The sequence below is a fragment of the Kiloniella laminariae genome (assembly GCF_027214005.1).
Lineage (GTDB): Bacteria > Pseudomonadota > Alphaproteobacteria > Kiloniellales > Kiloniellaceae > Kiloniella > Kiloniella laminariae_A.
On the sequence record NZ_JAPWGY010000002.1, the window covers coordinates 443012 to 454572 of the forward strand.

General features: G+C 50.8%; 13 protein-coding genes. 4 read left to right on the forward strand and 9 right to left on the reverse strand.

Going from position 1 to position 11561, the window contains the following annotated elements:
• Window positions 1-3 precede the first annotated feature (3 nt).
• Genes O4H49_RS06785 through fliP form a run of 4 tightly spaced genes read left to right on the forward strand, consistent with a single transcriptional unit; the run spans window position 4 to window position 1857 of the window.
• Complete coding sequence (locus O4H49_RS06785; protein ID WP_331283744.1) at window positions 4-417, forward strand: EscU/YscU/HrcU family type III secretion system export apparatus switch protein; 414 nt, start codon at window positions 4-6, stop codon at window positions 415-417.
• Window positions 414-743 (forward strand): hypothetical protein, encoded by a 330-nt coding sequence (locus O4H49_RS06790; protein ID WP_269422679.1) that lies wholly within the window; start codon window positions 414-416, stop codon window positions 741-743. The genes O4H49_RS06785 and O4H49_RS06790 overlap by 4 nt, the downstream gene beginning before the upstream one ends.
• 3 nt (window positions 744-746) lie before the next feature.
• The gene (locus O4H49_RS06795; protein WP_269422680.1) at window positions 747-1100 is read left to right on the forward strand and encodes a flagellar biosynthetic protein FliO; all 354 of its coding nucleotides are present in this window, start codon (window positions 747-749) and stop codon (window positions 1098-1100) included.
• On the forward strand, window positions 1090-1857 hold the full coding sequence (fliP, locus tag O4H49_RS06800) for a flagellar type III secretion system pore protein FliP (RefSeq protein WP_269422681.1): 768 nt from the start codon (window positions 1090-1092) through the stop codon (window positions 1855-1857). The genes O4H49_RS06795 and fliP overlap by 11 nt, the downstream gene beginning before the upstream one ends.
• An 80-nt stretch (window positions 1858-1937) precedes the next feature.
• Here fliP and O4H49_RS06805 read toward each other — a convergent pair whose 3' ends face one another.
• From O4H49_RS06805 to O4H49_RS06845, 9 genes are all read right to left on the reverse strand, one after another.
• Window positions 1938-5624, reverse strand: coding sequence for a tetratricopeptide repeat protein (locus tag O4H49_RS06805; RefSeq protein WP_269422682.1), 3687 nt, complete (start codon window positions 5622-5624; stop codon window positions 1938-1940).
• On the reverse strand, window positions 5621-6559 hold the full coding sequence (locus O4H49_RS06810; protein WP_269422683.1) for a flagellar motor protein MotB: 939 nt from the start codon (window positions 6557-6559) through the stop codon (window positions 5621-5623). The genes O4H49_RS06805 and O4H49_RS06810 overlap by 4 nt, the downstream gene beginning before the upstream one ends.
• Window positions 6559-7188, reverse strand: coding sequence for a flagellar motor protein MotB (locus O4H49_RS06815; RefSeq protein ID WP_269422684.1), 630 nt, complete (start codon window positions 7186-7188; stop codon window positions 6559-6561). The genes O4H49_RS06810 and O4H49_RS06815 overlap by 1 nt, the downstream gene beginning before the upstream one ends.
• A 65-nt stretch (window positions 7189-7253) precedes the next feature.
• On the reverse strand, window positions 7254-7901 hold the full coding sequence (locus O4H49_RS06820; RefSeq protein WP_269422685.1) for a protein phosphatase CheZ: 648 nt from the start codon (window positions 7899-7901) through the stop codon (window positions 7254-7256).
• A gap of 11 nt (window positions 7902-7912) precedes the next feature.
• Window positions 7913-8302, reverse strand: coding sequence for a response regulator (locus O4H49_RS06825; protein ID WP_020594219.1), 390 nt, complete (start codon window positions 8300-8302; stop codon window positions 7913-7915).
• Between the two features lie 242 nt (window positions 8303-8544).
• Window positions 8545-9222 (reverse strand): MotE family protein, encoded by a 678-nt coding sequence (locus O4H49_RS06830; RefSeq protein ID WP_269422686.1) that lies wholly within the window; start codon window positions 9220-9222, stop codon window positions 8545-8547.
• A 9-nt stretch (window positions 9223-9231) separates the two neighbouring features.
• Window positions 9232-9765 (reverse strand): DUF6468 domain-containing protein, encoded by a 534-nt coding sequence (locus tag O4H49_RS06835; RefSeq protein ID WP_269422687.1) that lies wholly within the window; start codon window positions 9763-9765, stop codon window positions 9232-9234.
• A 5-nt stretch (window positions 9766-9770) separates the two neighbouring features.
• Window positions 9771-10859 (reverse strand): flagellar motor switch protein FliM, encoded by a 1089-nt coding sequence (fliM, locus tag O4H49_RS06840; protein WP_020594222.1) that lies wholly within the window; start codon window positions 10857-10859, stop codon window positions 9771-9773.
• A 16-nt stretch (window positions 10860-10875) separates the two neighbouring features.
• A complete protein-coding gene (locus O4H49_RS06845; protein WP_269422688.1) occupies window positions 10876-11403 on the reverse strand; it encodes a flagellar basal body-associated FliL family protein in 528 nt (175 codons plus the stop codon).
• Window positions 11404-11561 lie beyond the last annotated feature (158 nt).

Genomic DNA, 11561 nt, shown 5'->3' on the forward strand with positions numbered 1-11561 from the left:
GCGATGAGCGCAACCGAAGATCCCCCCAGCGGGACAAGGGAGCAGAGTACAGAGCAAAATCGAACGGGATCGGCCGCAAAGCTGCTCCCGAATGGTCATCTTTCGATAAAAGATACCCAAAACGAAAATCCACCCCTTGATGACAGGACCAGAACATCTGTCGCCATTCAGCGGACGACCGGCGGGCGACCCAAAATAGTTGCCAAAGGAAGTGGAGAGCTGGCCGAACAGATACTCCAGATCGCCTTCGCCCAGGGTATAAAAGTCAGAACAGATTCTGATCTCGTAGAAATTCTTTCTACTGTTGATATTGAAAGTGAGATACCTTTAGAAGCACTCACTGCAGTCGCGACAATTCTGAATTACGTCTATAACGAACAAAAACATCAGCACGAAAAGCCGGTACCCCCTGAATGATAAGCTATAGTGAACTAGAAAAAGATATTGCGGATCTCTCACAACAGGTTGCTCATGCCAGCAACGCGGCTAAATCCGGTCAAGTCTTCAGCGTTACAGACATGCCCAAAGTCACTGATTATCTTTGCCAGGAAATCAGCAAACTCGACGCCAAAGAACGTGCCCGCCTCTCGCCAAAATTACTGGCCCTGATCGAAGAACTTGATAATCTGACCATTACAATTCAGTCCAGCCTTGATCTTGTAAAGATCGAGATGAAAGAGACCACGTCCCACAATAAAGCCGCCCGTGCCTACACCTCGGCTAACACCACCGGAAAAAAATAATCGATGGAATATGGAAACTACGTCCAGTTCCTCCTGTCACTGGTTTTTGTGCTTGGTTTGATTCTTGCCATTGCGCTTCTTGCGCGACGTTTTGGGTTGGGCAACAGTCCGATCCAGAAAGGCGGAAAGCACAAACGAATTCATCTTGTCGAAGTAAGACCGCTTGATGCTCGCCGACGGCTGGTTATCGTCCGCTGTGATGATCGGGAACATCTATTGCTAACTGGTGGCACGCATGATCTTGTGATAGACAGCAACCTTCCCTCCCCCCCTGACAGTGACAATAGCCTCCAGGGTGGCGATAACCAGAAGACCGACCAGGAAAAAAGCGGGAGGCAACAGATCAATGACCGCTGAAATGAGAACAAAACTGTCAAAGTGCCTGTTCGCAGGCTTTGTTATTGGGACAGGCACTCTGCTGGCCTTGCCAGAAACAGCCTGGTCACAGGCAGTTACTCTTGACCTAAACAACGAGATCCTGGGCTCTGGCAGCGGACGTATTCTCCAGATGCTGGCCCTGCTCACGATCCTGAGCCTTTCACCTGCGATCCTGATGATGGTGACCTCCTTCACCCGGATCATTGTCGTCTTGTCATTTATTCGTACTGCAATGGGAATTCAGCAGGCTCCACCCAACACCGTGTTGATCAGCCTCGCGCTTTTTCTGACGCTCTTTATCATGACCCCCACGATGGAAAAGGTCTATAACGACGCGGTCAAACCGTTGCTGGAAGAGGAAATCGACGAGATCCAGGCCTGGGAGAGAGGTGTCATACCAGTCCGGGACTTCATGCTTCAGCATGTTCGGGAAAAAGATCTGGGACTTTTTATGGAGTTGGCAAATGTCGGAGAAGTCGCCACACCGGAAGCCACTCCGCTTCGCGCCCTGATCCCGGCCTTTATGATCAGCGAACTTCGTCGAGCCTTTGAAATCGGCTTCCTGATCTTTTTGCCATTCCTGATTATCGATATGGTCGTCGCATCTGTGCTCATGTCCATGGGGATGATGATGTTACCCCCAATTATGATCTCTCTTCCTTTCAAACTGATCTTCTTCGTCATGGTTGATGGCTGGTATATGATCGCAGGAAGCCTGGTCCGAAGCTTCGGCTAACAGATCCCAATGCGGGTTGGGTTCTGGGGAATTCTTGTAATTGCCAGAACCCAAAGATATGGATTTTGAAGTCTGTTTTGTTAATTGATCGCACTGAGCGGAGTGCTTTCAAGCCGCTCTCGATAGAGATCCATAAAGGCCTGAATTTGCGTGATCTGCTTTAACTCTTCGGCAATTGATTTCACAGCACCACTATCCAGGCTGCCGGTTAAAAGCCTGAAGGTCGCATCTCGGGGGCTCTCCCCCATGACTGCACCATAGTTGTCACGAAGCAATTGCAAACCTTCATTGTCTCCGGCCAGCGTCTGGGCAATTGCCAGATTGATCACCGCCTGACTTTCTTCCTCGTTCAAAGGACGATCTGTTGGCGGGGATGAAGGGATAAGCTTTCCAAGGCTCTTCCCTGCTTCATTCCACCTGCGCATTTTCCACAAGATATCTGACTTCAGACGTAAAGCATCAAGACTATCGTCCTCGGCAAGCAAGTCCAGGGCCTGATCTTCCTGAGAAAGCTCGGCCATAGCCCGCGCCCTCAAATGCAACCGCTGTTGTTTGAGAGCCTCGGGCATGTCAGAAACCTCTGTCTCATCAAGAGCCGTCAAGCTTTGTTCTGCCGCTCCCTCAAGCAGGCGAATGAGCGAGAGCCGAGTTCCGACCCTGGCTTTTTCCTCCCCCTCCAGCCTGTAGGTAACCTGATCCGCCAGCAGGTCCCCAGCCTGTTCAAGGAGATCCACATCAACCAGGCGATCAGCCAGCTTGGCGATCATCATCTCCCCCTTCTCGCCAAGGGGGGTGAGTTCTTTAAACTCTTCGTAAAGGGCTATGGACGAAAGCGGCGGAATGCGGCTTCCGCCATCCTCGATATACATACCCTCAAAAATCTCTTTCATCCGCTTTGCAACCTGATCCGCCCGGTCTGAATGCGGAAAATAGGAGGCTGCCTGCCGAAGAGAGTGAAGACTTTTTCGATAATCCAGTGCCTCGGCGTACCGATCTCCCAGTTCATTGAGGATTGCAAATTCGAACTTATCCCCGCGCCAGGCAAAACGAAGTTGTTCAAGCTGCTCAATCCCCTCTTCCTGGGCCAGTGTCCCTTCTTCGATCCCCAGTTTGGTCAAGGCATGTCGCGCGCGCGCACTGGTTGGGCGATGTCGATTGTATTTCAGCCCTTTCCATATTTCCCGGGCTTCCTCAACCATGCCATCCTGGAACAGACGCTGGCCTTCGAGAAAGTCAACCTGTGCTGTCTCAAATTCAGTCGGATTTCCCGCCAACACCTTCCCAAGGTAGAGGCTTGCCTTTCCGGTATCTCCCACATGCAAAGCCGTATCCGCGGCAAGAAAATACAGTCTGTTACGCACGTTTGGAGGCAAATCATCGATCAGAGAGTCAGCCTCGGCAAAACCTATGGCAGCAGGTCCCCAGTCCTGCCCGGAAGCAGCAAGAGCTGCTTGCCACAATGCTGTTTCCCATTCACCCGCCAAAGCAGAGTCCGCCAGGGTTTTCTCTGCTTCTTCAAAGTTATCACTCAAAAACTGGCTTGCACCAAGTAACAGCTTGAAGGAAGGATCTTCACTCAGACGCCGGTTTTCCTGGGCCACCAGTTCAAGCATTCCGATCGCTTCGGTAATACGGCCATGCGCAAAGAAAAAACGGGCCAAATCCAGACGGGCCAACCCTTGTTGTAACCCTGTTGCCTCAGTTACTGCCCGCTGGAGCTTTTGTAAATTTCCGAGATAGGCGCTTTCGCCCCCGCGCCGATCAGCCTGTAAATCCAGCATTTTGATTGGAGGAACAGGGGCCACTTCCCCCCCCCTAGGCAAGGATCGCGCGGTTTCACCGGAAACCAAGAGTTCCTCTCTGGAACGGACCACAACAGCTCGCGGCGTAAGGGCCACAATCAGACCTTCAGCAGTGGGTTGCAGCACCACGCCCTGATAGGAAGGTAAAGCCCGGAATTGCAGAAATTCATCGATTTTCGGTGACCCCAGATTGGGTTCCGCGATCGGTGCCACAATCAGCCGATCCCCCAGTTCAGGGTGAGACAGAGAAAGCAGGCGTGTTACAGATTTAACCAAAAATCTGACTTCAGGCCCGTCTTCGCCTTGGCCAAGATCACTGACAATGGCCTGGACAGGCAAAGAAGACCGTCGCCGGATATCGACAGTCCAGCGATTGCCCTCTTTACTCATGCGAGGAACCTGTGTTTCCGGAGCCGACAAACGCAACACTGTCGCCCCTTCAATCGGCAGGGTATCAACGGGTGCAAATTGCGGCGCCATCTGTTCAATCGCCCGGTGCAGATTCTCCGGCCCTTGGCGATCAAAGACAAGCCAGAGATGCTCGCCCCGTCGAAATACGGCCGCGCCTGTTGGTTCAGGCCAGTTGAAATTGAGAATTGTCGGCGGCAATAAATCTGCAGACCGTCCTGGTGGTGGAACAAGGAAAGGAATATCCAGTGGCTCTGTTAACGTCACAAGATCCTGCGCCACCAAACCCGACGGGTCTTTTTGCTTATTACCCGCCTCCCCACTATCGACGAATTTGAGCTCGGACAGCTTAACCGGCCCAGTGTTGTTTCTCGACTCACCAGACAAGCGTTTTCGAGCATTTTCAGGTTGCTCTGTCGCCGTCGTGCCAGGATCGGGTTTTGTAACGTCAGCAGATTTCCCAGAAGGAATGCCTGGTTTTGACGGGGCCTGCTCAGAAGGGGTTAGACCTGCTATTCCGGGAACAAGCGGCGCAGATTTGGATGTTGCTGCTGTTGTTTCTGGCTTGTTTTCCACCTCAGGCTTTGCCTCCTCTACGCCTGCAGGTTTTGGCAACAGAGACAAGGGACCGGAGCCCGCCAGTTCATCAAGCTTTGGTAACGTCACCTGGGGTGACGAGGTTCCGGCTGGAGTTGGCTCATTTGTTGTCGATGCCTTGGTTGGCTCTGTGGGCCTTACGGCTGGAGCAGGTACTGCAGCTTTTGCAGGTTCAGCCGTTTTCTGGTTTTCTGCTATCTGACTATCCCGGGGCTTGATATCAATGACAGACTTTGGTCCCACATTAAACAGACGGGCTTCAGAACCCGGCGCCAGATTGAACTCCAGCTTCAAACCGGGTGATTGTTCAAGAACTCTACCCGATTGAACCAGTGGCATTCTCGTCCTGTTGAGTTGGGAAAAATCAACGTTCGCTGCTTTATCAAAATCGACAACCAGTCGATCTCCCTGCTGGGCCAGTTTTCCCTTTACAACAGACGGCCAGTCGACAACCAGACGGTTATAATCCGGGTGCTCGGCAAAACGGAAACCAACCGTCGACGCCGGACCGGAGGTCCCCACGGCTGGAGGAACCTGTTTTGGCAGTACAGGCTGAGGTACTGCAGCAGGTTTTGTCGGATTTTCGGCTGTTTCTGTATCTCCAATCCGTAGATCAACGATAACCTTGGTGCCACTTTTTGAGCTCTCCTGAACAAAATCATCCAGAAGAGGAAAGCTGATGCGTTTTTTACTACTATCCAGCACAGGCTTCCCGGTGTAGCCACGCAACCCCTGCCCCAGAGATCCAAACTGATAGCCTGATGCCTCGTCAAATTCGACGACAAGCTGCCTGTTTTCAATCCGCACCTGATAAGGAACATCGCGCAGCCAGTCGAACACAATCCGCCCATAGCCAGGATGAACGGCAGCACGAACTGTCACATCCTGGGCAATAGAGGCGAGAGGAAACAAGAACAGCAATACCCCTGCCAGAAAAATTTGGCACAAGGCTTTATTCAACCATTCTCTCCGGCATAGAGATGTATAATAATATCAACACGGCGCGCGAGCTTGTCTTTTTGGGTGGCAGACAATTTGTCTGAAAGTTTACCATAACGTGAATCACCATATCCACGCGACAGAATAGTATTTTTATACCCTGATTTTTCCAATAAAACAGCTACATAGTCAGATCGTGCAAGGGAAAGTTCCCAATTGGACGGATAGGCACTGCTATTCCCGGGAACAGAAGGGTCGGCATGCCCTGCAATTTCGATTCTGTTATCGATGAATCCCATAACTCTTCCCAGGCGGATCAAGGCCGCTTCGGTTTTGGCAAGAGGGGTAATATCACCAGGCTCGAATAACAGATCACCCGGCAGAGATACAACGAGCCGATCCTCCAGTCGCGTCAACAATGCGCTGGAAAGTTCGGGATCATCCTTGAGCTTTTGCCCCAGCAGCGAATAGAGATAATCCAGGTCTTCTCCGGGAATAAAGTCCACAGGTTCCATGGTCAGACTCTTCGCCGGCTTGGGCTCGACCACAAAGCGTTCGACTTTCAAGCTGGTCGACAGGGAGTCAACCAGATTACGCCACTTCTTTTCCTCCATAACCGACATCGAATAGAGCAGGACAAAAAAAGTAAGCATCAAGGCAACCAGATCTGTAAAGGTTACCATCCAGCTTGAAGAAAACACTGGCCCCTGAGCATCATGCTGCTTTTCTGTCGTCCTTAGCAATCGGGTAAGATAGTACTCTTGAGCAACAGCAGGTACTGCTACCTTAACTGTTCGAACAGCGACGTCCTCATCGACTTCACTCTCGGCATACAGTTCATCAGCGGTTTTTCCAGTCGATTTTTTGGTCGATTTTCTGGCCGATGCTTTTTTAGCAGGGCCCTTGTCTTTTCCTGGTGCCCTATAGGTAAATTGAGGATCTTTTTTCTCTGACATCACTCAATCTCGGCATAGTTTTCGAAAGTGATATCTTTAACTGCCGTGTCATACACACGAATGACAAAAAAAACCTTTTCCTCGGCATCCGGTTGAAGCCCGATAGCAGCTTTATCTGCCGGTATTCCTGCACTTTCTATTGCCTGGGCCAAAACACCACTTCGTCTTATGGCAGTATCAAGGCTTTGCGGATCACCAGCGGTAGCCATTCCGGGAATCCCATAGAGAAACTCGAACTCATAATAGCCCCCCTCCTCGGCAAACCGTCCCAGAGCCGTTGCCAAACGCTTGAGCAACAGTTCCCTTCCGGAAGCCAGATCCATGCCTCCATCAGGAAACATGCTTTCCCGTGGAAGTCTGAGCCTTAAGAAATTTTGGGTACTGCCCTTTTCTCTCTCCACGGCAGGAATTGTTGTTTCGAACAGACGCTCCACCTCGCTGACCAACTCTGCCTTGTCATCAAGGTTATCCAGGCTCTGGTCAAAGCGGGCATGACGCTCATATTTTCTGGCATCTCCGCTAAAGGTGCTGTTGACAGAATCAAGAACGGCCTTGGCTTTGTCTTCTTCAAAGGAGGAAAGGGCATTAAGCATAATAAAAAAAGCCAAAAGCAGAAGCTTAAGGCTCAAGAGCGCAACGATATTCCTATCGTGCCCCTGATGTTGCCTCCTGAACAGGGGGCCGAACATGTCAATCAATCAAACCCGAGAAGGGCATCAATATCATCCTGACTGACGCCTTGCCCCGGTAACTGTGGGCCGTTGAGAAGATCTTCATCAGGCCGGTTAACACCATCAGCCCGTTTGGGAGTGGGCTGTTTGTCTGTTGCAGGAAGATTACTGCTGTCGCCAAAGGCCTGCAGCAATTTGTCAACTTTCAGCTCGACATGCTGAAGAGCATTGACGACGCGGGACACCCTCTGTCCCATGATATCCTGAAAGCTACAGGCTTCATAAACCTGGGTAACAACCTCGTTTATTTTCCCGGATACCTCGGCATCTGGAAGCTTCTCGGTCAGTTCTTCCAGTAATTCCATTGCCTCGAGGATATTGTGGGTGGCCTGTTCTGTGGCCCCCACAATAGCATCGAGCTCATCGGCGGCTGTAGGAAGGTAGTCGCTCTTGATTTCATCAGGCCGCAGGGAAGCGAGTTCCCTTTTGGTATCATGAATATAGCTTGCAACCGAACCAATTTCGCTTAAAAGCTTTTTGTTCGTTGCAGTTGCGTCTCCCTCGACGTCAGAGGTCAGACTGTCAACAAGACTGTCAATGTCGGCACTACTCAGGCCAACATCTGCAGCCTTCAGCTTTTCCAGCAACTCTTCCCTGACCGATCTGGTCATAACAGCTTCCTTTAGAAGTTACCTAACACCGCAATCAACTTCTTCTTGAGAGTCGCAGCGTTAAAAGGCTTGACGATGTAGTTGTTCACACCAGCCTGTTTGGCAGCGATAACGTTTTCAGTCTTGCTTTCCGCGGTCACCATAATGAAAGACAGATCTTTCAGGTGTGCATCTGCACGGCATTCCTTCAGCAACTGAAGGCCACTCATTGGCTCCATATTCCAATCAGAGATAACAAGACTGTACTGCTTGCCCCGCAATTTTTGCAGAGCACTGCTGCCGTCTGTCGCCTCATCCACATTATTGAAGCCAAGCTGCTTGAGCAAATTCCGCACAATTCGCAACATGGTTTTATAGTCATCCACGATGAGAATTGGCATATTCATGTCGACTTCCGACATAGGCAACTCCTTAACTAATCTCTATATGCAAACAATATTAGCGCAAATCGTGATTTTAAGCTAACAGCATAGAATTAACGCAGAGTAAACAAACCATAGCTTTTCAAGATCTTAGAGCTTTTCTTTTAGAACCTCCGTCACCAGAGGCAGAAAAGCCCCGGAAGTCCTAGGACCCGGGGCTTTCACTAGCCTGAAATCTGGTCAAATAAATTTTAACCATAAATACCGAAGGGCGATTGTTTTTACTGTTTTGCCAGCGGCAGTGAGCGTCTTTGGGCCAGCTCGAGAGTCACCTCTTTAGCTTTTTTAGGGTTCATGCTGGCGAGAATCGGCGCTGTTTTGCGCTCCTTCATTCTTTCAACGACTTCAAGAAGAACGACCATATCCAGCTCTTCGAAAATTCTGGCCGCATCTTTGGGTTTCATGCTTTCATAGATTTTCACAAGGCTGGTCATCTGCTCATCACTTTGAGCATCGTGCTGAACGATCAGACCTTCGATTGTCTTCTGAAGCTTGCCAAGTTCCACAATCTTTTCATCAATCCGCTGCTCGGCAGCCAACAGCAGGATCTCTCTCTGTTCTACACCGCGCTCGCGTTCATCCAGTTGTTCCCGGCGCGCAGAAAGCGATTGCAACAAAACAACCTCTTCATCCGTCATGGAAAAAGGATCGGCCTCAAGCCCCTGTACCTTGGGAAGTTCCGCAGACTGCTCAGCGGCTTCCCCTGCTGGAGCCGTTTTCTCCGAGGTTGCGGGCGTAGCTGGTGTTTCTGGTGTTGCCGGCGCCTCTGCAGCTGGCGTCGGAGGGGTTGCGTTTTGTGCGAAAGCCTCTCCGGTCTGGTTAAAACCCTCCCAGACGCCCCCGACCTTTACAAGCAAGGTCATGGAGGAAACAGCTATCAGTACAGGTAATAAACGCATCTTTACCTCCTATCTCATACCCTTAAGGGCCTTGAGAAGATCCTCAGCAGCTGGAGAAAGGTCCTTCTTTTTTGGCTCGGCACCGACTTTATGAGACGTTATGGTTTCCTCAAGTTCGGCAGCCAGCTTATCAGCTGCTTTGTGTCCCAGACTTTCGCCTGGATCATTCTTTTTCACTCCTTTGGGGAGCAGGCTTTCAGGAGACTGCTTTCTTGCCGCGCCCAGATTGCCTTCGAGCCTGTCTGCCACAACTTCCGCCCGGTCAACCAGGTAACTGAGATCTGACAGGATACCATCGGCTTTGCGGGACTGCTCTTGAAGCCCCGTTCCGGTCTGGGATGCGTGCACTTTCAGATCAGCAAGGCTCTTCTCTGCCTTGGCTGTTGTTTCTGCAAAGGAACGGATCAGAATTTCCATTTCAGCCTTGGCATCACGCAAAGCATCAAGCTTCTTGTTCAGGACCACGGCATATCCGATGGTCGCGATCAGCAAGATCGCCACGATTATATTAAACCCGAGTTCCAGATTTGTTAAGTCAGGCATCTGTTTTATCCGCCATCATCGCGAACAATCTTGTTCGCTATCTTAATCGCGATATTGCCACTCTTGCGTCCCATGTTGCCCTTGAACATGGACACATCACCGCAACGCAGCTCGACCAGGGATTCAGGTGACACTGACAGATCCAGCGTGCTCCCGACTTCCCAGTTCATGACATCCCCAAGAGAAAGGTTGACCTGTTCGAGCACCGCCTGGATAGCAACATCTGTTTGCCACAACTCGGCAGTCAAATGGCCTTCCCAGATCGAATCCCGACCAAATTTTTCCCCCATAAACATCTGCAGAAGGAGCTCCCTGACCGGCTCCAGAGTTGCATAGGGGATCAACAACTCGATCCGGCCGCCGCGATCTTCCATATCCACACGGAGTGTGATGACAATCGCCGCGTTTTCGTGTCGGGCAATTGTGGCAAACCGGGGGTTTGTTTCAAGCCGGTCAAACCGGAAAGTTACCGGAGACAGAGGGTCAAAAGCGCTGGATAGATCGGCCAGAACCACGTGGGCCAGTCGCTGGATCAGATTGCGCTCGATTGTCGTATAGGGTCGACCTTCGATCCGCATCGCTGCCGTACCACGGCGCCCCCCCAGCAACACATCGACAATCGAATAGATCATCGCCGAATCAACGGTCATCAAACCGTAGTTATCCCACTCTTCTGCCTTGAATACCGTCAGCATTGCCGGCAGCGGAATTGAATTGAGATAATCGCCAAATCGGGCCGAGGTAATATTATCGAGGCTGACTTCCACGTTATCCGAGGTGAAATTACGCAGTGACGTCGACATCATCCTGACCAGGCGGTCAAAGACGATATCCAGCATCGGCAGGCGTTCATAGGAAACCAGGGCAGAATTGAGAATCGCCTGGATCCCGGACTGGTCACCGCCCTCATCAACATTACTGTCGACACCCAACAGACTGTCAATTTCACTCTGATCGAGAACACGCGTACCACCGGGACCCTCGTCGGCGTTGTCAAAGACATCGTCGTCGTCGTCTCCATCCTCGTCTGCCATGGCCTCCCATTCGGCCATCATGGCTTCCTGGTCGACTTCTTCTTCTGTCTCGTCTGCCATTTCTTACCTTACAGGGTTACTGAACCAGCATTTCCTGAAACAATACATCCTTGATTTTCACAGGGGCAGCTGCAGCATTGACCCTCAACAACAATTCCTCACGTAATCTCTGGATACCTGCAGAACCGCTCAGGTCTTCTATCCGCAGCTCTCTCAGATAAACCTGAAAATTATCGACAATTCTTGGCATAACAGCTTCTACTGCCGGAACATCTGTCGCGACTGCAAGTTCAAGGCTGATCGTGATCTTCAGAAAATGATTTTTATTCCCGGAAGAGCTCAGATTCACAAGGAGTTCCGGCACGTCATAGAATACTGCCGGACCATTTGCCGGGATTTCTTCCTCGGCGACAACCTCTTCCTGCACTTCTTCTTTGCCAAGAAGGGAATCAAGCAAGCCTGTGAAATAGGCACCAGCCCCCCCACCGATAATCAGCAACAGTGGCAGGATAAAAAACAGTACTATTTTTTTCCCAGAGGCTCCACCTTTCGGACGGGCTTCTACTTCAAGGTCTTCACCTTCACGGACAGATTCATCAGCCATATAGTGTTATTACGCCTCCAGTTGGACATCCCATATAAGGATACAAGATGGTTAAAAAGTCGTTAACCACTCTGCCCGCAAAATCAGTCACTTAAGAGACAAACTGCCCAGTTGCGGCATCTCTCTTCCTCATCATAGGTTTGTAACCTAAAGCAGAT